This is a genomic window from Sphingobium sp. AS12 (assembly GCF_019097845.1).
Lineage (GTDB): Bacteria > Pseudomonadota > Alphaproteobacteria > Sphingomonadales > Sphingomonadaceae > Sphingobium.
The window spans coordinates 25,186-45,046 of record NZ_JAHRGM010000023.1 but is presented as its reverse complement, the minus strand read 5'-3'; the positions used below and the strand labels follow the sequence as shown (position 1 = coordinate 45,046).

At 63.5% G+C, this 19,861-nt stretch carries 25 protein-coding genes; 5 read left to right on the top strand and 20 right to left on the bottom strand.

Annotation, left to right across the window (positions count from 1 at the left end):
- Nucleotides 1-875: 875 nt before the first annotated feature.
- Both KRZ98_RS08820 and KRZ98_RS08815 read right to left on the bottom strand, forming a co-directional pair.
- Nucleotides 876-1,070 (bottom strand): hypothetical protein, encoded by a 195-nt coding sequence (locus KRZ98_RS08820; RefSeq protein WP_217673200.1) that lies wholly within the window; start codon nucleotides 1,068-1,070, stop codon nucleotides 876-878.
- A 52-nt stretch (nucleotides 1,071-1,122) separates the two neighbouring features.
- The gene (locus tag KRZ98_RS08815; RefSeq protein ID WP_217673199.1) at nucleotides 1,123-1,677 is read right to left on the bottom strand and encodes a thiamine phosphate synthase; all 555 of its coding nucleotides are present in this window, start codon (nucleotides 1,675-1,677) and stop codon (nucleotides 1,123-1,125) included.
- Between the two features lie 23 nt (nucleotides 1,678-1,700).
- Here KRZ98_RS08815 and KRZ98_RS08810 point away from each other — a divergent pair, with 23 nt between their 5' ends.
- Complete coding sequence (locus KRZ98_RS08810) at nucleotides 1,701-2,447, top strand: YggS family pyridoxal phosphate-dependent enzyme (RefSeq protein WP_217673198.1); 747 nt, start codon at nucleotides 1,701-1,703, stop codon at nucleotides 2,445-2,447.
- On the opposite strand, the gene KRZ98_RS08805 is transcribed toward KRZ98_RS08810, so the two are convergent.
- On the bottom strand, nucleotides 2,425-5,220 hold the full coding sequence (locus KRZ98_RS08805; protein WP_217673203.1) for a TonB-dependent receptor: 2,796 nt from the start codon (nucleotides 5,218-5,220) through the stop codon (nucleotides 2,425-2,427). The genes KRZ98_RS08810 and KRZ98_RS08805 overlap by 23 nt on opposite strands.
- Nucleotides 5,221-5,409: 189 nt before the next feature.
- The gene (gene pdeM / locus KRZ98_RS08800; RefSeq protein WP_217673197.1) at nucleotides 5,410-6,069 is read right to left on the bottom strand and encodes a ligase-associated DNA damage response endonuclease PdeM; all 660 of its coding nucleotides are present in this window, start codon (nucleotides 6,067-6,069) and stop codon (nucleotides 5,410-5,412) included.
- Nucleotides 6,070-6,133: 64 nt separating this feature from the next.
- On the opposite strand from pdeM, the gene KRZ98_RS08795 reads away from it, so the two are divergent.
- A complete protein-coding gene (locus KRZ98_RS08795; protein ID WP_217673196.1) occupies nucleotides 6,134-6,970 on the top strand; it encodes a rhodanese-related sulfurtransferase in 837 nt (278 codons plus the stop codon).
- A 78-nt stretch (nucleotides 6,971-7,048) separates the two neighbouring features.
- On the opposite strand, the gene KRZ98_RS08790 is transcribed toward KRZ98_RS08795, so the two are convergent.
- Genes KRZ98_RS08790 through KRZ98_RS08775 form a run of 4 tightly spaced genes read right to left on the bottom strand, consistent with a single transcriptional unit; the run spans nucleotide 7,049 to nucleotide 9,171 of the window.
- Nucleotides 7,049-7,309 (bottom strand): hypothetical protein, encoded by a 261-nt coding sequence (locus KRZ98_RS08790; RefSeq protein WP_217673195.1) that lies wholly within the window; start codon nucleotides 7,307-7,309, stop codon nucleotides 7,049-7,051.
- A 4-nt stretch (nucleotides 7,310-7,313) separates the two neighbouring features.
- Nucleotides 7,314-7,976, bottom strand: coding sequence for a M48 family metallopeptidase (locus tag KRZ98_RS08785; protein WP_217673202.1), 663 nt, complete (start codon nucleotides 7,974-7,976; stop codon nucleotides 7,314-7,316).
- A 34-nt stretch (nucleotides 7,977-8,010) separates the two neighbouring features.
- A complete protein-coding gene (locus KRZ98_RS08780) occupies nucleotides 8,011-8,436 on the bottom strand; it encodes a YcgN family cysteine cluster protein (RefSeq protein ID WP_119743502.1) in 426 nt (141 codons plus the stop codon).
- Nucleotides 8,437-8,439: 3 nt separating this feature from the next.
- Nucleotides 8,440-9,171: an SCO family protein gene (locus tag KRZ98_RS08775; RefSeq protein ID WP_217673194.1), complete on the bottom strand. Its 732-nt coding sequence runs from the start codon at nucleotides 9,169-9,171 to the stop codon at nucleotides 8,440-8,442.
- 38 nt (nucleotides 9,172-9,209) lie between these two features.
- Here KRZ98_RS08775 and KRZ98_RS08770 point away from each other — a divergent pair, with 38 nt between their 5' ends.
- Entirely contained in the window at nucleotides 9,210-9,839 is a 630-nt protein-coding gene (locus KRZ98_RS08770) for an ankyrin repeat domain-containing protein (RefSeq protein WP_254798214.1), read from the top strand.
- Nucleotides 9,840-9,852: 13 nt separating this feature from the next.
- On the opposite strand, the gene KRZ98_RS08765 is transcribed toward KRZ98_RS08770, so the two are convergent.
- The 11 genes from KRZ98_RS08765 to KRZ98_RS08715 all read right to left on the bottom strand — a co-directional run bounded on the left by KRZ98_RS08765 (nucleotide 9,853) and on the right by KRZ98_RS08715 (nucleotide 16,967).
- Nucleotides 9,853-10,347, bottom strand: coding sequence for an MmcB family DNA repair protein (locus tag KRZ98_RS08765; RefSeq protein ID WP_217673193.1), 495 nt, complete (start codon nucleotides 10,345-10,347; stop codon nucleotides 9,853-9,855).
- Between the two features lie 110 nt (nucleotides 10,348-10,457).
- Nucleotides 10,458-11,129, bottom strand: coding sequence for a cell wall hydrolase (locus KRZ98_RS08760; RefSeq protein WP_217673192.1), 672 nt, complete (start codon nucleotides 11,127-11,129; stop codon nucleotides 10,458-10,460).
- 176 nt (nucleotides 11,130-11,305) lie between these two features.
- The gene (locus tag KRZ98_RS08755) at nucleotides 11,306-11,659 is read right to left on the bottom strand and encodes a DUF1491 family protein (RefSeq protein ID WP_217673191.1); all 354 of its coding nucleotides are present in this window, start codon (nucleotides 11,657-11,659) and stop codon (nucleotides 11,306-11,308) included.
- Nucleotides 11,649-12,146 (bottom strand): PaaI family thioesterase, encoded by a 498-nt coding sequence (locus KRZ98_RS08750; protein WP_217673190.1) that lies wholly within the window; start codon nucleotides 12,144-12,146, stop codon nucleotides 11,649-11,651. Before KRZ98_RS08750 ends, KRZ98_RS08755 begins: the two co-directional genes overlap by 11 nt.
- Nucleotides 12,106-12,573: a PTS sugar transporter subunit IIA gene (locus KRZ98_RS08745; protein WP_217673189.1), complete on the bottom strand. Its 468-nt coding sequence runs from the start codon at nucleotides 12,571-12,573 to the stop codon at nucleotides 12,106-12,108. The genes KRZ98_RS08750 and KRZ98_RS08745 overlap by 41 nt, the downstream gene beginning before the upstream one ends.
- Nucleotides 12,574-12,704: 131 nt before the next feature.
- Nucleotides 12,705-13,313 carry a ribosome-associated translation inhibitor RaiA gene (gene raiA, locus KRZ98_RS08740; RefSeq protein ID WP_217673188.1) on the bottom strand — a complete coding sequence of 203 codons (609 nt, stop codon included), beginning with the start codon at nucleotides 13,311-13,313 and terminating at the stop codon, nucleotides 12,705-12,707.
- 76 nt (nucleotides 13,314-13,389) lie between these two features.
- The gene (dnaQ, locus tag KRZ98_RS08735) at nucleotides 13,390-14,091 is read right to left on the bottom strand and encodes a DNA polymerase III subunit epsilon (RefSeq protein WP_217673187.1); all 702 of its coding nucleotides are present in this window, start codon (nucleotides 14,089-14,091) and stop codon (nucleotides 13,390-13,392) included.
- Between the two features lie 32 nt (nucleotides 14,092-14,123).
- The gene (gene coaE, locus KRZ98_RS08730; protein ID WP_217673186.1) at nucleotides 14,124-14,717 is read right to left on the bottom strand and encodes a dephospho-CoA kinase; all 594 of its coding nucleotides are present in this window, start codon (nucleotides 14,715-14,717) and stop codon (nucleotides 14,124-14,126) included.
- 11 nt (nucleotides 14,718-14,728) lie between these two features.
- The gene (aroE, locus tag KRZ98_RS08725; RefSeq protein ID WP_217673185.1) at nucleotides 14,729-15,553 is read right to left on the bottom strand and encodes a shikimate dehydrogenase; all 825 of its coding nucleotides are present in this window, start codon (nucleotides 15,551-15,553) and stop codon (nucleotides 14,729-14,731) included.
- A complete protein-coding gene (locus KRZ98_RS08720) occupies nucleotides 15,550-16,143 on the bottom strand; it encodes a nucleoside triphosphate pyrophosphatase (protein ID WP_217673184.1) in 594 nt (197 codons plus the stop codon). Before KRZ98_RS08720 ends, aroE begins: the two co-directional genes overlap by 4 nt.
- On the bottom strand, nucleotides 16,140-16,967 hold the full coding sequence (locus tag KRZ98_RS08715; RefSeq protein ID WP_217673183.1) for a pyruvate, water dikinase regulatory protein: 828 nt from the start codon (nucleotides 16,965-16,967) through the stop codon (nucleotides 16,140-16,142). The genes KRZ98_RS08720 and KRZ98_RS08715 overlap by 4 nt, the downstream gene beginning before the upstream one ends.
- A gap of 289 nt (nucleotides 16,968-17,256) precedes the next feature.
- Here KRZ98_RS08715 and hemE point away from each other — a divergent pair, with 289 nt between their 5' ends.
- Together hemE and KRZ98_RS08705 are read left to right on the top strand one after the other, a co-directional pair.
- On the top strand, nucleotides 17,257-18,312 hold the full coding sequence (hemE, locus tag KRZ98_RS08710; protein WP_217673182.1) for a uroporphyrinogen decarboxylase: 1,056 nt from the start codon (nucleotides 17,257-17,259) through the stop codon (nucleotides 18,310-18,312).
- Nucleotides 18,312-18,752 carry a CopD family protein gene (locus KRZ98_RS08705; protein ID WP_217673181.1) on the top strand — a complete coding sequence of 147 codons (441 nt, stop codon included), beginning with the start codon at nucleotides 18,312-18,314 and terminating at the stop codon, nucleotides 18,750-18,752. The genes hemE and KRZ98_RS08705 overlap by 1 nt, the downstream gene beginning before the upstream one ends.
- A 238-nt stretch (nucleotides 18,753-18,990) precedes the next feature.
- Here the strand turns inward: KRZ98_RS08705 and panC are convergent, their stop codons facing one another.
- A complete protein-coding gene (gene panC, locus KRZ98_RS08700; RefSeq protein WP_217673180.1) occupies nucleotides 18,991-19,836 on the bottom strand; it encodes a pantoate--beta-alanine ligase in 846 nt (281 codons plus the stop codon).
- Between the last annotated feature and the right edge of the window lie 25 nt (nucleotides 19,837-19,861).

Genomic DNA, 19,861 nt, shown 5'->3' with positions numbered 1-19,861 from the left:
CTACACAGGGTGGAAATAACGTCGTCTGCTTGCGATCAGCGCCAGAAATGAAGCGACCCATATGATCCCCCAAAGCGTTAGGGCATCATACCATATCCGCCGCGTTTTCACACAGTCTGGACCATTTGCGGAACTCTGATCGGTAGGATAGCTTGTCAACATGCGGACTGTCTGGACTGATAAATACGCTGTCAAAGTATGGCTGCCATCGGGCCTTGGCATCGGCTATTTGGCCCTCTGGCTTGCCGACGACCGCCGCCCTTGGGTTATGTTGGCATTTGGGTGTATGTTGCTAATTGTCGGGATCAAAGGCGCTTATAACCGTTGGCAGAAGCCCTAAAGGCTTACGTGACCTGGGTCTGGTATCGACCAAAGCCGGAAATTCAGTTGCAAATAAACCTGTTCTAGAACCTGACTAAGCAGGATTTCGCTCCGGCCCATATAAGGGATCGGGAACAGTCCAAGCAGAAGGCAAATCTGAAAAGTTACCCCACAGGTTCCACGCGCCGTTAGCTGCATCAAACGATGCCAGTCCCCATTGGGGTGGATCAGGCCAGCCAAACCAATCCCGATCAATCAAGAACAAGATTTCGTTGCCAAACTCGGCAACGAACCCAGTTCCCATCTTCCGAGCCCAATCGTGGTCATCTCCGAGTGCGGATATCGCTAGCCAGTCATTTAAGCCCGCGCGCCGCCAAGTAAGGGGCCAGCTTGCGCGTTCGCGATACCCCTTCTTCATAGAACGAGATCGCAAAAAGCTCGTTTTCCATGGGTTTGCTTCCCAAAACATTTGCGATTGGGCCTCCCGTGTCCGGTTTGCCTCCTTTATGCGCCGAAGGCTGACAGTCCGCCACCCACCCAAATCCGCCTTGGGCCTATGGGCGCGCAAATATCCACCACAAAACTGCTGCTAAAGCGCCAAAAAAAATAAATACGACGGCGGCAATGCCCCACGCTCCGGAACGGTCGCCAGCCTTGGTAACAAGCCACTCAAAAAAAGTGCTTCGAAGAACATATCCATGGTGCCATCTTGGATCGGAGCAGACCGACAAGCAATCGTCGCTTTTCATGCCTTACGCCCTCGGAAGCAGACCGATCGCAACCCACCCAAACACACCCTCACTAACCCGCCAATCCATCAATCGCCGCCCATCCCGCAGCCCCGATGCCGCGCAACATCCGGCCATGTTCGCGCGTCACGCCACCCAGCGCAACAACCGGCATCATCGCCCCTCGCGCCAGTGCCGCAAACCGCACCCGGCCCAAACTCGCCCCACCCGGATGCGATCGTGTGGGAAACAGCGGCGACACCAGCACCATATCCGCCCTGCCCCGCCGCGCCGCCACCATCTCCCGCGCATCATGCACCGGCGCGCTGTGCCGCATCGGTCGCTCTGCCCGGCGCGCGTCCCGCCCGTGCCAGCCGTCCGCTGCCCAAGCCGCCGCCTGCCGCGCCGTCCCCGCCAGCATTAGCATCAGCCGCCGCCGCCGCGCGATCGCCCGCACCGCATCGAACAGCGCCCGCCGCGCGCCCGGCTCTGTCCTGTAATGACGAAAGATGATCCCCGCCCGCCCCTTCGGCAGCCGCGCCACCGCAGCCAGCAATGCCGCATCGCTGATCCGCTCGTCGGTCATCAGCCAGATCAGGGGCATATTTTTGCGGTGGCGACAGGTCATGACCCTGCCCTATAGCAGCGCGCATGACGACAGACAGCAGCATTGCCACCCAAGACGCCGCCAGCCGACTGGCCACCATTCAGGACGACATCGCCAGGGCCGCCCGCCTGACCGGCCGGACCGCCGACGCCGTCACCCTGATCGCGATCTCCAAGACCAAGGATGCCGCCGCCATCTGCCCGCTGATCGCAGCCGGGCAGCGCGTGTTCGGCGAAAACCGGGTGCAGGAGGCGCAGGAGAAATGGCCCGCGCTGCGACAGGCGCATCCCGACATCAGCCTGCATCTGGTCGGCCAACTGCAATCCAACAAGGCCGCCGATGCCGTCGCCCTTTTCGACGTGATCCACAGCCTGGACCGCCCTTCCCTGCTGACCGCGCTGGCCAAGGCGATGGACGCAGCGGGCAAGCGTATCCCCTGCTATGTTCAGGTCAATATCGGTGCGGAGCCGCAAAAGGGCGGCTGCGCGATCGCGGACACGCCCGCGCTGATCGCAGCGGCCCGCGCCGCCGACATTCCCCTGCTCGGCCTGATGGCCGTACCGCCCGCCGATGTGGAACCCGCCCCCTACTTCGCGCTGCTTGCAAAAATGGCGCGGGAGGAGGGCCTCCCGCGCCTGTCTATGGGCATGTCCAGCGACTATGAAACCGCGATCATGCTGGGCGCTACCGACATTCGCGTCGGCACCGCCCTGTTTGGGGATCGTCCTCCGCCAGCCCGCCCCGTACCCCGGAGCGGGCTCGGTATGCTTAGAAACTCCCCCGGAGCGTGATGCCGTAGGTGCGCGGCTCGGCAAGGTAGGAGGAGATCAGCTGGTTCGCCATCGGCGCACCCTGGCTGAACTGACCGGTGGTGGATGTCGCCGGGCTGCTCGACTGGAGCGGGCTGCTGAACGACACCTGGGTATAGTCCTGATTAAAGATATTCTGGCCCCACAATTCCACCGCCCAGCGCTGGTTGGGCCCGCGAATGCCGACGCGCGCATTGAAGATGGCATAGCCATCCTGCCGCTTTTCGGGGAACAGGTCCGACCCGGTATTATAGTCGCTGGTCATGCGGCCATCGACGTAGAAGAGCGCTGACAGGCCGCTGGTGCCGATGTCCGGGGTCCACGCCATGCTGGCGGTCGTCACCATCTTGGGCGCATTGCTGTTGATCGCGCCGGGCAGCAGGAACAATGCCGGGTCCAGCGGCACCGCGCCATTGCCGCTGCCGACCAGCCGGTTGGCGAATTTCGCCTCGGCATAGGTCGCGCCGCCCGCCACGCGGAAATTGCGCGCCGGGGTAACCGACCATTCCAGTTCGATACCCTGGCTGATCAGGCCCGGCCCGACATCGTCCGCTGCGCAGGTCCGCGCCGCGCTCAGCGCCCCGTCGCAGCCATTGATATTCTGGACGACGAAGCTGGTGCCGTTGAAGGTGTTGAGCTGGAAATTCTTGAACTCCTGCCGGAATCCGGCCAGATTCACGCTCCATTTGGGCGCGCTATATTTCAGGCCCACCTCGAACGAATCCACCTTTTCCGCGGCAAAGCGCAGGCTGGTCACGTCGGCATTGGTGCGCGGCGCGAATACGGCAGGCAGGACGTTCAGTCCGGTCGATCCCAGCTGGAAGCGATCCAGGTTGAAGCCGCCCGCCTTATAGCCCTTGGAATAGCTGCCATAGACCATCAGGTCGTCGGTCGCCTTCCAGGACAATACGGCCGTGCCGGAAAATTCGCCGTCGCTGATCTTGTCATTCAGGTCGAGCGCGTTGAGGCTGGTGGAGCCATTGCCCAGGCACCCCAGCGTCAATATGCCAGCCGCCAGTGCCGCCGCGCTGCCCAGTGCCGGGTTGCTGGCGATCGGTGCCAGTCCCGGCTGCAACGCCGCGCAGGTCGCGTTGTTATTGTTGAAATCGGACGAGAATGTCTTGCTCTCATGCGTGTAACGCAGGCCCAGGGTCAAATCGAGCCGCTTGGTGATGTGGACGATGTTGTGGGTGAACAGCGCCCAATTCTCGCTCTTCTGGCGATAGATGGACGCAATGTCGCCGGTCCCCGACGGGATCGCCGCCAGCGCACGCAGGCCGTTGCCCAGACCGGTTGAAATGGCTGCCGCCTGCCCCGCCGCGACTGGCGCGGGCAGGCCAGCGTTCAGGAAGGCCGCGTTCAGCCCGGCGTTCAAATTGGCCTGCGTGCCGGTGATCAGCGCCCCGGTTGCCAGCCCGCTGCCACAGGCGGCCAGCGTCGACGCCGGGAAGTTGCTGTTCACACCCGCCCCCGCCATCAGGCGGCAGGCGGAAAAGCGGCCATAATCGGCGCCGAAGCGGATATTATCCTGCAAGGTCAGCCGTTCATTGGCATAATAGCCGCCGACCAGCCAGTCGAGCATCTCGCCAAAGGCAGAGCCCTGCGCACGCAATTCCTGGGTGAAGGTCTTGAACTGGCGATAGGTGTTGGGATCGCGATAGAGCAGGTCGGCGCGATTATAGTCATAATCGCCATAGTCGCTCGACTTGTAATCGCGATAGGCGGTGATGCTGGTCAGCTTCGCGCCGCCCAGGTCATAATTGACCTCGCCCGACACGCCCCAATCCTTCAATTTGCTCACATAATCGCGGCCCGGCGTGGTCGTGAGTTCGCGATCATAAGGGTCGGCGGCAATCACGCTGCCCTGCCCCGCCAGGATCGCGGCAATCCGGTTGAAGCTGGCGGTGTTGTAGCCGCCGCCCGCCGCCGGGGTCCGTTCCCGCGCTTCGGTATAGGCCGCGCCGCAGCAGCTTTCGTCGCGATTGGTGTAATCGCCGATCAGGCGGATCGACAGGTCGTCATTCGGCTCGATCAGCGCCTGTCCGCGCAGGAAATAGCGGTCGCGGTCATTGGTGTCGCCAACCGTGTTGCCCGCCGTATCGACCAGCTTGTAAAAACCGTCCCGCTTGGACCAGACGCCGTCCAGGCTGAGCGCTATGCCGTCCGCCACCGGCCCGGTGACACGGCCCGACAGCCGCCAATAATCATAATTGCCATAGGTGATCTCACCCTTGGCGCTGAACGTATTTTCCGGTGCCTTGCTGATGATATTGATCAGGCCCGCCGACGCATTGCGGCCAAACAGCGTCCCCTGCGGCCCGCGCAGCACCTCGACCCGCTCAATCTCGCCCAGTTCATTAAGGCCCGCGCCGGTGCGCGAACGATAGACGCCGTCGATGAACACCGCGACCGAGCTTTCGAGGCCCGGATTGTCGCCGACCGTGCCGATGCCGCGAATACGCGCGGACGCATTGGCTTCCGATCCGGTCGATGACACCAGCAGCGACGGGGCAAGCTGGTTCAATGTGCGGATGTCGCTCGCACCGCTATTCTGCATCGCCTGCGCGCTCACCGCAGATACGGCGATCGGCACGTCGGACAGCGGACTGGCGCGCCGGGTGGCGGTCACGATGATTTCCGCACTGTCCTGATCGACGGCGGCTTGCGGCGCGGCCGTCTCCTGCGCGGCGGCGGGCATCGTCATCGTCAATGCGATCATGCCGGCGGTCGTCAGCCAAAGGCTCTTGTCTGTCATCATGGTCGATCCTCTCCTGGCCCGCACGCCTTTTCGGCGCGTCGGGTGCTGTGCCTGTTTATGCTGCCACAGCCCGGCGAAGGCAAGAGAGCCTAGCTTTTCTGCGCCTTTTGCGGGGTCGGGTGGCGTGATATTCACACCCTGTTGCTTATCGGCAACGGCTTAAAATCCGGTTTCCGTAGCGTTTCTTTACGATAACGGAAAGCGTAACAATCTGTCCGAAACGGGCACCAAAGCACTGGCTCCCGGTCCCACCACACGCCGAATCTCGCCATGGCCTGCATCCAGTCCCCCCGTCAGCGCCCCCAGCGCGGGTAGAATCAGCTTGGTGGCCGATTCCACGAAGCAGCGGCGCGCCACATGGCGACCGCGCACCGACAGGCGGAATTTCGGGTGGAAATGGCCGGATATTTCGGGCCGTGGATCGTCCGGCTGCGCCTCATGCCGCAGGATGATCCCGCCCAGTTCCGCCTCGACCAGCCTGCGTCCCCCCGGCATGTCCGCCACGCCGACGTCATGATTACCGGTAATCCAGGTCCAGTCCATCCTTTCCGTAAGGGAATCGAGCCGCTGGCGCGCGCGCGGGTCCAGCCGCGCCGCCCCCCCGGCATCATGGAAACTGTCCCCCAGCGACCAGACCGACCGCGCGCCCGTCTGCGCCACCAGCGCCTCGATCAGGTCCAGCGTCGCCTCACTGTCATGGGGCGGCAGGAACTGGCCAAAGCGGGCATACCAGCTCGCTTTCTCAAAATGCAGGTCTGCGACCAGCAAGGCCGCGCGCGCAGGCCAATAGAGCGCGGCCTGCGGCAGCGCCAGAAACGCCTCACCAGCGAACGAAAGGGGAACCATCACCCGGCTATGCGCCGATGCGGTCCCGCTTTCAAGAGGGCCAACGAACGCCTATAGCGCCGCCATGCCTGACACTGCGCCTTTCACCGTTGCCGCCCTCTACCGCTTCGCCCGCTTCGATGATCCCCAGGGCATCGCGGCGGATCTGCGTACGCTCTGCACGTCGCTCGACACGCGCGGCACGCTGATCGTCGCGGGCGAGGGGATTAACGGGACCGTGGCGGGCAGCGCGGACGCGATCGCGACGTTGATCGATCATCTGCGCCAGCTGCCCGGCTGCGCCGATCTCGACGTCAAATATGCGACGGCCCATGTCGCCCCCTTCGCCCGGATGAAGGTTAAGGTGAAGCCGGAGATCGTCACGCTGGGCGTGGGCGATCTGGACCCTGCGCATCGGGCCGGCACCCATCTCGACCCGGCCGACTGGAACGCGCTGATCGCCGATCCCGATACGATCGTCATCGACACCCGGAACGCCTATGAAGTCGCGGTCGGCACTTTCGATCGCGCGATCGACCCCGGCACCCGCGCCTTTCGCGACTTTCCCGGCTGGTTCGACGCCTTCGCCGCCGACCTGAAAGCGCAGGGCCGCGCGCCCAAAATCGCCATGTTCTGCACCGGCGGCATACGCTGCGAGAAATCCACCGCATTGGTCAAGGCGCGCGGATTCGACGATGTCTATCACCTCAAGGGCGGCATCCTGCGCTATCTGGAGGAAATGCCGGAGTCCGAAAGCCGCTGGCAGGGCGACTGCTATGTGTTCGATGAACGGGTGGCGGTGGGCCATGGCCTGAAAGTCGGCGACTATAGCACCTGCCGCGCCTGCGGCCTGCCCTACCCCAACGATACAGCCCATGCGTGCGCTGCCGACGGCTCAGGGGTGTGGCCGCACCGAGGGTAAAAAAACCACCTCCGTTCGTTTCGAGCGAAGTCGAGAAACCTGTGCGCTGGTTTCTCGACTTCGCTCGAAACGAACGGATTAAGGCACCGTCTCCACCAGCTCCGCAATCTCGAACGCATAGCTTTTCCAGCCCCGCATCCGCGCGCCATCCGCTGCCGCCGCCCGCTTCCTCTTCGCTTCGGCGAGCGAGCGCACATGGCCCCAGAACACTTCCGTCTTGCCATTGTCCAGCACGGCGACGATCCGCCAATAATGGGTGAAGGGGTCCGCGGTCGGCCCGATCGTCTTGACATAGCCGTCCGGCATGGTGGCGGTCAGATAGCGTTTCCGGCGCGCCATTAGCTCAAGCCCGATAGCGGTGCAGCCCCGCCCCGTTTGCGCGCAACCAGGCCCGCGCAGGTCGCGGGTCCGCCCCGTAAATCCGCGCATGGGCGGCGTGGAAGGCCGGGCTGTGGTCCATATGCAGCAGATGCGCCAGCTCATGCGCCACGGTCGACCGGCGCACGTCGGGCGGGCAGAGGATCAGCCGCCAGCTGTAGCGGATCGCGCCGGACGAGGTGCAACTGCCCCAGCGGCTGCGCGGATCGCCTACGCCCACCGACGCAACGATCAGCCCATGGTCGCGCGCCAGCTCCTGCGTCTCGGTCTCCAACACCGCCCGCGCCCGCGCCACCAGCCAGCGCTGCACCCGCGCACCGACCGACTCCGCCGCGCCACCGAGCATCAGCCGATCGCCCTCCAGCCTTATCGTGCGCGACGCGCCTTCGACCCAGCAGATGCGCACCTCCCGCCCCTCCAGCGGAAAGACCGCGCCATCGTCCAGTAAAGTCACCGCCGGTTGCGCCGCCATTTGCGTGCGCACCCAGCCCTCATGCTGCTGCGCCCAGCCCAGCGCCCGTTTCAGGTTCGCCCGCACCGGCATCGACAGGCGGAGTTCGCCCCGCGCGCCGTCGATCGTCAGCCTGTAGGCGCGCGCCCGTGCCGACCGGCGCACCCGCACCGGCATCGCGACACCGTCGATAACGATCGCGGCGTCGGGATCAGATGTCCCGATCGACAAGATGATTCTCCAGGTCGCCCGCTTCCGCCTCCGCCACGGTCCAGCCGCGCACCGATTCCTGCGCGCGATGCACCGCTTCCCGGTCGCCACTCACCAGATAATGCCAGTCCGGCAGCGGCTCGCCTGCCTCGCGCAGGCGATAGGCGCAGGTGCGCGGCAGCCAGCTGATCTGCTTCACCTTGGCCGGGGTCAGCCGCACGCAGTCAGGCACGAATTTGCGGCGATTCTTGTAGCTGGTGCATTGGCCGCTATGGCGGTCGAGCAGGCGGCAGGCGACATTGGTGGGGTAGATATGCCCCGTATCCTCATCCTCCGCCTTGTGCAGGCAGCATTTGCCACAGCCATCGCACAACGCCTCCCATTGGGCGGCGTCCAGCGTGTGGAGAGGCTTTTCCCAGAAGTCCAAGCCCTATTTCACCCATTTTTCGAGGAAGGCCAGCACCTTGCTCGGCGATCCCTCATCGGCCGACTGTTCATCGTTACGCGCCTCAAGCTCAATATTTCCGCGCGTTTCGTTTCCGGTGATTTGATAATCTACCGATGCCCCGGTCGTAGAAGGATCATCGACCGGCACCAGCGCAACGGGCTTACCATCGGGATCGAACAGGTACGGCGTGCGGCTGTGGCTGACCAGATAGTCCTTATCCCCAGGCTTCCCCTCCACATTATAGAGGACCACGAAATCCTTGGCGACCTTGGCGATCTGCTCCGGTGTGCCGGTCAGGCCGATGAGGCGCGGGTGAAAGGCGGCGACATAGGGTTTCAGGATTGCGGAGGTATCGCGCGCGGGATCGACACTGATGAAGATCGGCTGCACCTTCGCCGCCAGCGCGGGCTGCGCTTTCTCGAACTGGGCAAAGGCCTGCATGATGCGTTGCAGGTCGACCGGGCAGACATCGGGGCAATAGGTGTAACCGAAATAGACCAGGCGATACTGGCCCTTGAAATCGTCCCAGCCTCGCGGCTTGCCATCCTGATCGGTCAGGGTGAAGGGCGCGCCGATACGCGCGCCAGCCAGTTCGCCCGGCGCACTTTCGCCGCTTGATGCGTTCCCGTCCGCCCCCATATTGCACGCAGCCAGCAAGGCCAGCAGCGGCAGGGCGATCGCAATCTTTGCTTTGTTCATGGTGCCGCCAGCCATGCCTTGCTATGGGCCGTTTTGCAAATGATACGGGGCTAATGATGATCAAGACCGGGTTGAGCGCATGGATGGGTCTGGGACGCGCCGCCGCGCTGACGCTGGCGCTGCTGTCCCCGGTCGCGGCGCAGGCGCAATTTTCCGACAATTATAATTTCCTGAAAGCCGTCAAGGATGCCGACGGGCAGAAGGTCACCGACCTGCTGCAAAAGCCCGGCTCCACCGTGGTCAACAGCCGCGACGTCACGACCGGCGAAACCGCGCTGCACATCGTCATCGCCCGGCGCGACGCCACCTGGCTGGCCTTCATGCTGGCCAAGGGGGCCAACCCCAATATGGCCGACAATGCGGGCAATCCCCCGCTGATGAAGGCGGTGCAGGGGCGGTTCGAGGAAGGCGTGCGCACGCTGATCACCCATGGCGCACAGGTGGACAAGACCAATGGCAGCGGCGAAACCCCGCTAATCCGCGCGGTGCAACTGCGCGACCTGGGCCTTGTCCGGCTGCTGGTGGCGCAGGGCGCCAATCCCGACAAGCGCGACAGCATCGCCGGCATGTCCGCGCGCGACTATGCCAACCGCGACAACCGCACCCCCGGCCTCACCGAAGCCCTCGCCGCCGCCAAGACCAGCACCACGCCCAAGGGACCGGTGCAAGGTCCGGTGTTCTGAGGCAAAACGCAGCCTACCACCCGATCTCCGCCGCATGATCAGGGTCGCTGATCGCAGTCAGTCGCCGCGCCGCGCGCCGGGCAAAGCGTAACGTCTCCGCCTTTCGCCGCGCCGCGGCCAATGGCTCGATCGGCGCGGGGCGGACCAGTTCGGCGTCATATTGATCCGCAACGATCAGCCCGGTGCGCGCGGGCCATAGCGCTTCACTGTCGAACAGCGAAAGGTCGAACCCCATCGGCACCGCCCAATAATAGCGATCGCAATAGTCGAAATAGTCGGGCCACTTCATGTCGCCCAGCAAGTCCGCGCGGCTGCACTTGATCTCCACGATCGTCAGCCGCCCGGCCCCGTCGATCGCCATGATGTCGGCCCGCCGCCCATTGGGCAGCGGCACTTCCAATATGCCGCTCATGTCATGACGAAAAAACAGCCGCAACGTCCCCCGCGCCACCGCCAGCGCAGTGCCGTCGGTCAACGGGGAACAGCTTTCGATCGGGGCGCTACTCATTGGGTGACTTTAGAACAGGTCGGGAACAAAAGAAAAGGCCGATTCGGATAATCCGAACCGGCCTTTTCATGATCCACCCCAAAAGATGCGCGCCAATCGCGCGCTGTCTCTCAACGATAGAAAATATGATTGTCGATCATCGCCAGCTTGGCCTTGCCCCAACCGGGCGAAACGCGGCGGGCGTGGAAGAAAAGCGCGCCTTCGGCCGGGCTGTTCCAGCTGTCGTTCATTGCGATCTGGGCGATGGCGACGGCTTCGCGCCAGCTGCGGCTGTCGATGCGGATCGGCGGCATCCCGTTGCCACGCACGAAGCTGAACTGGCTGGGCTGATAGACGACGCCGCAGAGGCTGTCGGCGAAACGGCCGGACTTGGCGCGGTTGATGATCACCCGTGCCACGGCCAGCTGGCCTTCCAGGCTTTCGCCCTTGGATTCAAAATAGACCGCCCCGGCCAGGCACTTCATGTCGCCGTCCACGGCTTCGGCGTCGCCATGGGCGGCAACCAGCGCGGACAGGCTGCTCGCCTGGACGTCGGATTCGGGGGAATAAGTGAGGTCGGCCCTGGAGGCCGAAGCCAGCGGCTGCACGATTTCGCGCGGCGCGGCAAAAGTGATGGCGGGCTTTTGGGCGGCCGCGGGCGCTGGAATCAGCGCATTTTCCCTGGACAGGGAGGCTACCGACTGGACCGACTCACCGGCGATCGACATATCGGAAGCGGTCACTGCCGCTGTGGCGGACAGTGCAAATGCCACGATGATCGCGGCTCTCAAACGAAAACTCATTACTACTCAAAAACGTGCGGTTCTTGGCCTTAAACGTCGTTTTTAACACATATTCCCTGACGTTGGGCCGCCCCCCGTCTGCGTGTTTACGACATTCACCCCCCTTGGACGAATGCAGCAACCTGCGCGTTCAGCGTGGGCGGGCCTCTGCACGGACCATTGCGCTATGTCAACGATCAGCAGATCGTTTCAGCGGCAAACCGTTCTGCTTCCGGGATATCGAGTTCGACTATCCACAAATCGGGGTCCGATCTGCGCCGGCGCGCCACATAGGTGGCGAGCGCCTCCGGGCCGTCCTCCGGGGAAGGTCCACAGCGCATTAACGCATGACCCCCGGCAAAGTTCGATACCCGCTCGAACAATCCGGTTTCCTTACCCTTTTCAAGCGCTTGTATCAGGATCACGCCGCTGGTCGCGTCGCCCTTGACCAGCACCATGGCAAAGCCGCCCGCGGCGTTCGTCCGCCGCACCAGCGCGTTGACCAGGATCGCACTGGTCAGCCGCGCATTGTCCTGCGACTCAGCCACCATATCCCGACAGCGATGACAGGGGGAATTGCGACCGCATGAAGGTGCCGGTGCCGCGCCCGACTTCCTCACCGTCCGAATCGACCAGACTCGCCTCGGCCACGTAAACGCGGCGCTTGCCGCTGATCCAGCGCCCCTCGGCGCGAATCCGGCCCGGCGCGATCGGCCGGGTGAACAGCAGGTTGAAGGCGGTGGTCAGCAGGAATCGGTCGCTGACCAGGCTGTTGGCCGCATAAAAGGCCGCATCGTCCAGCATCTTGAAATAGACGGTGCCATGGACGGCGCCGGCGGCATGGAACTGGCTTTCATCGACATCGAAATCGATGATGCAACGGCCCGGTTCGTGAATCGCAATCTCCGACCGGAACAGCCGGTTGATCGGCGCGGAGCGATAGAGATTTTCCAGCGCACGGAAATGCGCGGCCTCGCCGCTGGCGGGCGCGCCTGTCTCAGGCAGCGTCACGCGCCCCGCCACCGGCCAGCAGCGCATGAAGCGCGGCGGCAGACTTGGCCCCGCGCAACCGCACGACCTGATTTTCATCGCGCAGATAGCGCGACACCCGCGCCAGCGTCTTAAGATGTTCCGCGCCGCTATCCACGGGCGAGAGCAGGGCAAAGACGATATCGACCGGCGCATCGTCCACCGCATCGAACGGCACGGGCGGATCGAGCAGCACGACCATACCACGCATCCGCTCCAGCCCGACAATCTTGGCATGGGGAATGGCAACACCGCCGCCAAAGCCGGTCGAACCCAGACGCTCGCGCTCGAACAAAGCGTCGCCAACCTCATCGGCGTCCAGCCCATAGGCGCAGGCCGCGAGCGCCGCGATCTTCTGGAACAACTGCTTCTTGCCGTTCACCGAAAGGCCCGTGGCGAGCGCATCCGCTGAAACGATGTCGTGGAAATCAACCATGGTCTGTCCGAACCAGCCGAGCCGCGCCCAGCCTGGGGTCTAGATGCGCGGCGATCGGGAAATATAAAGCCCGGCCCCATAAGCCGCCTGCACCATCAGGTCAACAGGCGGCCCATGGCAGATGGCCCGGCTCAGCCCGCCGCCAAACGCGGCTCGACCCAACCGATCGTACCGTCATGGCGACGATAGACCATGTTGTAGGCCGCGGTCCCGGCATTGACGAACAGCAGCGCATTGGTGTTGCGCAGGTCAAGCATCATCACCGCATCGGACACGCTGGCTTCGGGGATATCGACGCGGGTTTCGGCGACGATCAGCGGCGAATCCTCGACCACCTCCTCATGCTCGTCCACGGGCGAGGCGAAGATCGTGTAGCCCGCCCCGTCAATATCATCGACGCTGAAGCTGCTGACCCGCTGCGCCTCGGCCGCTGTCGCCTGGCTGTGCCGGTCCTTCAGACGGCGCATATAGCGGCGCAATTGCTTTTCGATCCGGTCCGCCGCCTGGTCGAAGGACGGATGCGCCTCCTGCGCCTCGCCAGCCCCTTTCAGGATCAGGCCGGTCATGACATGACAGACGATGTCGCAGTGGAAGGCGCCGTGCGGCGCGGGTCGAAAGGTCACATGGGCCGAAATCGTGCGGGAAAAATATTTCTCGGCCATCGCCTCCATGCGGTCGGCGACATGCTGCTTGAGCGCATCGCCCGTGTCGACCTGATGCCCGGAAACACGAATATCCATATGCCTTCTCCTTATTCTTGCCGGGTCGCAGGAAGCGGCCCGGATGACCTGGAGGCACGGACACGGACCGTTTTGTTCAGCCCGGCTGCGCCTCCTCCAGCCAGATCGGCTTGTCCAGGGTCGCAATGAACCTGCCATGCCGTTCCAGCTCCGCCGCGCTCGCTGTAAAAACGCGCGCGGGACGAACAGGGCGAACCATGGCGCCTGCGCCAAGTTCCCCGTCTGTGGCTGCTTTTTCCTCCTCCTGTGCAAGACCCAGGCCGATCTGACGGCCGCCGGTCAGTTCGATGTAAAGCTGCGCGAGCAATTCGGCGTCGAGCAGCGCGCCATGCTTGATGCGATGGCTGCGATCGATGCCATAGCGGGTGCAGAGCGCGTCCAGGCTATGCTTGGCGCCCGGATGCAGCGTCCGTGCGATCGCCACCGTGTCGATCATGCGAGTCATCGACACATCGGCGCGGCCGCACAGCCGCAATTCATGGTTGAGGAAGCCGAAATCGAAACGCGCATTATGCGCGACCAGCGGGCTGTCCTCCAGAAAGGCGAGCAGATCATCGACGCCGCTGGCGAACAGCGGCTTGTCCTTCAGGAAAGTCGATGACAGGCCATGCACCGCCTCCGCCGCAGCTGGCATGTCGCGCTGCGGATTATAATAAGCATGGAAGGTGCGGCCGCTGGGCACGCGATTGATCAGTTCGATGCAGCCGATCTCGACCAGTCGGTCGCCGGATGCCGGATCGAATCCGGTCGTTTCGGTATCGAAAATAATCTCGCGCATCGCCCTCTTCATATCGACTCTTGGGCAAACCCTTATCGACCTATCTTTGCGCCAAGGCAAGCGACCAGACGCCGCACCTGCGCGCGGGTCTGGGTGAAGGTGGTGCCGGTGTGGATGATATGATCAGCCCGCCGCCTTTTTTCCGCGTCCGGTGTCTGGAGATGGACGATCCGGCGGAACTTGGCGGGCGTCATCCCCGGCCGCGCCAGCACCCGCTTGCGCTGTTTCCACGCCGGTGCGGTCACGACGATCACGCCTGCCAGCCTTTTTTGCCCATGCGTTTCGAACAGCAGCGGAATGTCGAGAATCACGAAACGCCGCGAGCGGTGCCGCCGCAGGAAAGCGCGCCGCGCCGCCTGCACCGCCGGATGGACGATCGCTTCCAGAGCGCGCAGCTCATGAGGATGGCCAAACACCGCCGCGCCCAGCTTCGCCCGGTCCACCCCCCTGGGTCCGGTCGTGCCGGGAAAGCGCGCCTCGATCGCGGGAATCAGCGCGCCGCCTGGCCCCTGCAACCGATGCACTTCCGCATCGGCGTCGAATAATGGCACGCCCTCACGCCGGAACATCGCCGCGACTGCCGACTTGCCCATGCCGATCGATCCGGTCAGGCCGTAAATCTTCATGGGGCTGCCCGTCAGTCCGCCGCCAGCAGCAGCGCGCGCAATTCCGCGTCCAGCTCACGCGGCGCCTGCGCATCGAAGAAAATATCGAACGCCAGCGCCGCCTGCCCGATCAGCATTTCCAGACCGTCGAGCGTCTTGAGACCGCGCGCGCACGCCGCTTTCAGCAAATCGGTCTCCAGCGGCGCATAGACAATGTCATAGACGGTCGCGCCGGCGGGCAGGGGGGTGAGGTCAAGGTCCAGCACCGGCTGACCGACCATGCCCAGCGACGTGCTGTTGACCAGCAGGTCGCAGGCAGGCAGCGGATCGGTCAGGCTGATGACCTGTCCCTTCACCCCCGCCCGATCGAGCAGCGCCTGCCCCTTGGCGACATCGCGCACCATGATCGTGATGTCCGGCACGCCCAGGCTCGACAGCGCGAACAGGATCGCCCGCGCCGCGCCGCCCGCGCCAATCAGGACGGCCCGTTGCCCCTTCCATTTGTCGCGCAGCAGGGGCTGGAGGAAGCCACCCGCATCGGTATTGGTGCCGATCAGCGGCCCGCCGGTTTCGCTGGCGATGGTGTTCATCGCCCCGATCCGTGTGCGCACCCCGCCCGGATCGTCGGTATAGTCCATCACCGCAATCTTGTGCGGAATGGTGACATTGCAGCCCAGCCAGTCGGGATCGGCGCGCCGTTGCAGGAAATAAGCCGCCAGCCCCTCAGCCCTCACATGGGTCTTGCGATATTCCGCCTCGATATCCAGCGCTTTCAGCCAGAAATTATGAATCAGCGGCGATTTGCTGTGGGCGATCGGATCGCCAATCACTTCTGCATAAGGGAGCGTGTCAGTCATGCCGCCAAAACGCCGCGCACGCGCAGAAAGTCAAGCAGCGGCAGCAGCGGCAAGCCCTGAATCGCAAACTGGCTGCCCTCGACCTTGCTGAACAATTGCGCGCCCGGCCCCTCGATCCGGTAGCAGCCCACGCACCAGCGGCATTCGTCCCAGTCGCGCGCCAGATAGGTGTCGATAAAGCCATCGCTCAGGGGTCGAACCGTCATCCGCACCCGCTCGACATGCCGCCATATGGGTTCGCCATTCAGCACGATCACCGCCGCACTGTGCAGATGATGCACCCGCCCCGACAGCAATCGCAGGATGCGCGCCGCGTCGGCCCGGTCGACCGCCTTGTCGATCATGCTGCCATCATCCAGGCTCAGCGTCTGGTCGCACCCCAGCACCAGCCCGCCCGGCACCCGGCGCGAAACCTTGAGCGCCTTCAACTCCGCCAGCGCATCCGCCAGCGCCCGCGCATCCACCCCGTCGGCGCGCAAGGCGTCCTTGGCCGCTTCCTCATCCACGCCGGGCGACAGCGCCTCGAACGGCACATGCGCCGCCTCCAGCAGCGCCCGGCGACTGGCGCTTTGCGATGCCAGCACGATCATGATGCCGCCCCTTCACCCAGAACATGGTCGTTGAACAGGTTGATGATCGCCGCGGCGGCTTCCTCAATCGACCGGCGGGTCATGTCGATCACCGGCCAGCCATGATCGGCAAACATCCGCCGGGCGAAAGCCAGCTCCTCCTGCACCTTCTCATTATCGACATAGGCCGTCTCCGGCGCCTGATTGAGCGAGAGCAGCCGGTTGCGCCTTATCTGGATCAGCCGGTCGGGGCTGACGGTCAGGCCGACGATCATCGGATGTTTCAGGCTATAGAGGCTTTTGGGCGGCGGCGATTCCGGCACCAGTGGGATATTGGCGGTCTTGTAGCCGCGATTGGCGAGATAGATCGACGTCGGCGTCTTGGACGCGCGCGACACGCCCGCCAGCACTATGTCGGCCTCCTCCCAATTTTCATGGCCCACCCCATCATCATGGGCGATGGTGAACTGGATCGCCTCGATCCGGGCGAAATAGGCTTCGTCGAGAATATGTTTGCGCCCCGGCCGGGTCCGGGTTTCCTGCCCCAATATGTTGGACAGCGCGTCAGCCACGCTGTCGAGTGCGGCGACATGGGGCAGGCCGAGCGCCCGGCAGCGCGTTTCCAGCCGCCGCCGCAACACATGGTTAGTCAGGGTGAACAGCACCAGCCCCGGATTGGCGGCGATTTCCTGCATGATCCGGTCGAGATGGACTTCGGACCGCACCATCGGCCAGAAATGGCGGATCGCCTCGACATTTTCAAACAGGCCGATCGCGGCCTTGGCGATATTCTCCAGCGTTTCACCGGTGGAGTCCGACAGGAGGTGCAGGTGGATGCGCGACATGGCCCATATCTGTGTGTGCAGGCTGTGGATAAAGCAAGGGAGGAGTTGGGGACAAAATCCCCGCTTTTGCTCCGTCCACGACTCCGCAAATCTTATCCACAGCCCCCCAACAGACCCATATTTTCATCCACAGCCTGTGGATAACGGGGATAGAGTGACTGACTCAGGCCGCAAAGCGTAAGCCAAGGGAGTCAAGCTGTTGGCAAATCCGGGCACAGCGCATAAACCCCGCTGCCAACGTCCCTACTATCTCCATCATCCTACTTAAATCTATATTAAGAGAGAATAGATGAGTCTCGACGCGCCGACGGTCCTTGCTACCAAGCCTCTGCTTGGCGTCCTCCAGGGCGATCGCCCCGCCGTGCCGCCGATGTGGCTCATGCGCCAGGCCGGGCGCTATCTGCCCGAATATCGCGCATTGCGGGCGGACAAGGGCGGCTTCCTCGAACTTGTCTATGACAGCGAAGCCGCTGCGGAGGTGACGCTCCAACCCCTGCGCCGCTTCGGCTTCGATGGCGCGATCCTCTTTTCCGACATATTGATCGTCCCCTATGCCATGGGACAGGATCTGTGGTTCGAGGCGGGCGAAGGCCCACGTCTCGCTCCCATCCTTGCTGAAACGGATCTTGGCACTCTCAAACCCGATTTTAGCCGCTTTGAGGCGGTCTATGAGACGGTCAGGCAGGTCAAGGCAGCGCTCGACCCTTCGGTCACCTTCCTCGGCTTTGCAGGCAGCCCCTGGACCATCGCCACCTATATGGTGGCAGGCCAAGGCAGCAAGGATCAGGGTGCTGCCCGTCGCCTCGCCTATGGCGATCCTGTCCGCTTTAGCGCGCTGATCGACGCCATTGTCGATGCGACCGTCACTTACCTGTCGGGCCAGATCGCGGCGGGGGTCGAGGCGGTGCAATTGTTCGACAGCTGGGCCGGCAGTCTCGCCCCGCTCCAGTTCGACCGCTGGGTGGTCCAGCCCAATGCCGCGATCGTGCGCAAGTTAAAAGCGCTGCATCCCACCATCCCGATCATCGGCTTCCCCAAGGGCGCGGGCGCGAAACTGGCCGATTATGCCGCTGGCACCGGGGTCGATGCAATCGGCGTCGATGAAACGGTCGATCCCCACTGGGCCAACCGCGTCCTGCCCCAGGGCCTGCCAGTGCAGGGCAATCTCGATCCGCTGGCACTGATTGCGGGCGGGCAGGCGGTCGAACAGGCGGTGGACAATATCCGCGCCGCCTTTGCTGATCGCCCCCACATCATGAATCTGGGCCATGGCATCCTCCCCGACACGCCCATCGCGCATGTCGAGGCGCTGATCGCCTATGTCCGCAACGGAAAGCATGTCTGATGGCCTATCTTGGTGCCGCTTATCTCTGGGTGAAGGCTGCCCATGTCATCTTCGTCATCTTCCTGATGGCGGGCCTGTTCATGATGCCGCGCTTCTTCGTCTATCATCAGGAAAGCGCGCCCGGATCGGACGAGGACCGCAAATGGATCGATCGGGAAAAGCGGCTGCTCAAGATCATCCTCAACCCCTCGCTGCTACTGACCTGGATTTTCGGCCTGATGCTGATGGTCGAACTGGGCGCATGGAGCTTTGGCTGGTTCCACCTGAAACTGCTCTTCGTGCTGGGTCTGTCGGCCTATCATGGCTGGATTGCGGGCTATGCAAAGAAACTGGCCAGGGGGCAGCGGACCCTGACCGACCGCCAGCTGCGCCTGTTCAACGAAGTCCCCGGCGTGGCTGCCGCGGTCATCGTTATCGCCGTGATCGTCAAACCGTTCTAAATCTTCGGGGGAAGGGGAGGGGGGCAGGCTATCCTACACCTAGCCGCGCTGATATAATCCCGCTGTCGCTTTCCGATAGGATCAGACCCGAGCAATAAAATGTCCGATTTACCGGGAAAAGTGCGAAGTTAAGCGAAATTACTGAACCTTGATCCGTTCGTTTCGAGCGAAGTCGAGAAACCAGCACACGACGTTTCTCGACTTCGCTCGAAACGAACGGAGGGCGGGATTTTGACTTTCAGGCGGCATCCACCGCGATATTGTCGATCAGCCGCGTCTTGCCCAGCTTGGCCGCGCCCAGCAGCCGGGCAGGGCGGTCCAATACGCTGATCGGCTCCAGCGTGACCGCATCGCACAAAGTCACATAATCGACCGGGTCAAAGCCCTGGGCGTTCAGCATCGCGACCGCCTTGGCCAGCGCCTCCTCGACCGCGCCGCCCTTTTCGATCTGCCGCTTGGCCTCGCCCAGCGCCCGCGGCAAAGCCAGCGCAGCCTTGCGCTCATCGTCGCTCAGATAAGCGTTGCGCGATGACAGGGCCAACCCATCCTCGGCCCGCTGGGTCGGCATCCCGACAATCTCAATGCCCATGTCAAGGTCAGCCACCATCCGCCGGATGACGGCGAGCTGCTGATAATCCTTCTCGCCAAAGATCGCGACATCGGGCCGCACCTGGTTGAACAATTTGGTCACCACCGTCGCGACGCCATCGAAATGGCCCGGCCGCGCTGCCCCGTCCAGCCCGTCGCTGACCCCGCTCACGCTGATGTTCGTGGCAAAACCTGTCGGATACATGACCTCGACCGTGGGCATCCACAAAATTTCCACCCCGGCGGCGCTAAGCATCTGCGCGTCCTTGGCCTCGCGCCTGGGATAGGCAGCCAGATCCTCGTTCGGCCCGAACTGTTTGGGATTGACGAAGATCGACACGACGACATGCCGTCCGTGCCGCCGCGCTTCCTCGACCAATGCCATATGCCCGTCATGCAAAGCGCCCATGGTCGGCACCAGAACCAACGGCTTTCCGTCGCTTTTCAGCGCAGCGATGGCGGCGCGCAGCGCGGGCAGGTCAGACAGGGTTTGCACGGGAGGAACGGCTCCGATAAGGGCA

What these genes read in the sequence shown, in the direction of transcription:
- KRZ98_RS08820 (WP_217673200.1), bottom strand. Translation starts at nt 1,070, where the DNA reads ATGAAAAGCGACGATTGCTTGTCGGTCTGCTCCGATCCAAGATGGCAC.
- KRZ98_RS08815 (WP_217673199.1), bottom strand. Translation starts at nt 1,677, where the DNA reads ATGACCTGTCGCCACCGCAAAAATATGCCCCTGATCTGGCTGATGACC.
- KRZ98_RS08810 (WP_217673198.1), top strand. Translation starts at nt 1,701, where the DNA reads ATGACGACAGACAGCAGCATTGCCACCCAAGACGCCGCCAGCCGACTG.
- KRZ98_RS08805 (WP_217673203.1), bottom strand. Translation starts at nt 5,220, where the DNA reads ATGACAGACAAGAGCCTTTGGCTGACGACCGCCGGCATGATCGCATTG.
- pdeM (WP_217673197.1), bottom strand. Translation starts at nt 6,069, where the DNA reads ATGGTTCCCCTTTCGTTCGCTGGTGAGGCGTTTCTGGCGCTGCCGCAG.
- KRZ98_RS08795 (WP_217673196.1), top strand. Translation starts at nt 6,134, where the DNA reads ATGCCTGACACTGCGCCTTTCACCGTTGCCGCCCTCTACCGCTTCGCC.
- KRZ98_RS08790 (WP_217673195.1), bottom strand. Translation starts at nt 7,309, where the DNA reads ATGGCGCGCCGGAAACGCTATCTGACCGCCACCATGCCGGACGGCTAT.
- KRZ98_RS08785 (WP_217673202.1), bottom strand. Translation starts at nt 7,976, where the DNA reads ATGCCGGTGCGGGTGCGCCGGTCGGCACGGGCGCGCGCCTACAGGCTG.
- KRZ98_RS08775 (WP_217673194.1), bottom strand. Translation starts at nt 9,171, where the DNA reads ATGGCTGGCGGCACCATGAACAAAGCAAAGATTGCGATCGCCCTGCCG.
- KRZ98_RS08770 (WP_254798214.1), top strand. Translation starts at nt 9,210, where the DNA reads ATGATGATCAAGACCGGGTTGAGCGCATGGATGGGTCTGGGACGCGCC.
- KRZ98_RS08765 (WP_217673193.1), bottom strand. Translation starts at nt 10,347, where the DNA reads ATGAGTAGCGCCCCGATCGAAAGCTGTTCCCCGTTGACCGACGGCACT.
- KRZ98_RS08760 (WP_217673192.1), bottom strand. Translation starts at nt 11,129, where the DNA reads ATGAGTTTTCGTTTGAGAGCCGCGATCATCGTGGCATTTGCACTGTCC.
- KRZ98_RS08755 (WP_217673191.1), bottom strand. Translation starts at nt 11,659, where the DNA reads ATGGTGGCTGAGTCGCAGGACAATGCGCGGCTGACCAGTGCGATCCTG.
- KRZ98_RS08750 (WP_217673190.1), bottom strand. Translation starts at nt 12,146, where the DNA reads ATGCGCTGCTGGCCGGTGGCGGGGCGCGTGACGCTGCCTGAGACAGGC.
- KRZ98_RS08745 (WP_217673189.1), bottom strand. Translation starts at nt 12,573, where the DNA reads ATGGTTGATTTCCACGACATCGTTTCAGCGGATGCGCTCGCCACGGGC.
- raiA (WP_217673188.1), bottom strand. Translation starts at nt 13,313, where the DNA reads ATGGATATTCGTGTTTCCGGGCATCAGGTCGACACGGGCGATGCGCTC.
- dnaQ (WP_217673187.1), bottom strand. Translation starts at nt 14,091, where the DNA reads ATGCGCGAGATTATTTTCGATACCGAAACGACCGGATTCGATCCGGCA.
- coaE (WP_217673186.1), bottom strand. Translation starts at nt 14,717, where the DNA reads ATGAAGATTTACGGCCTGACCGGATCGATCGGCATGGGCAAGTCGGCA.
- aroE (WP_217673185.1), bottom strand. Translation starts at nt 15,553, where the DNA reads ATGACTGACACGCTCCCTTATGCAGAAGTGATTGGCGATCCGATCGCC.
- KRZ98_RS08720 (WP_217673184.1), bottom strand. Translation starts at nt 16,143, where the DNA reads ATGATCGTGCTGGCATCGCAAAGCGCCAGTCGCCGGGCGCTGCTGGAG.
- KRZ98_RS08715 (WP_217673183.1), bottom strand. Translation starts at nt 16,967, where the DNA reads ATGTCGCGCATCCACCTGCACCTCCTGTCGGACTCCACCGGTGAAACG.
- hemE (WP_217673182.1), top strand. Translation starts at nt 17,257, where the DNA reads ATGAGTCTCGACGCGCCGACGGTCCTTGCTACCAAGCCTCTGCTTGGC.
- KRZ98_RS08705 (WP_217673181.1), top strand. Translation starts at nt 18,312, where the DNA reads ATGGCCTATCTTGGTGCCGCTTATCTCTGGGTGAAGGCTGCCCATGTC.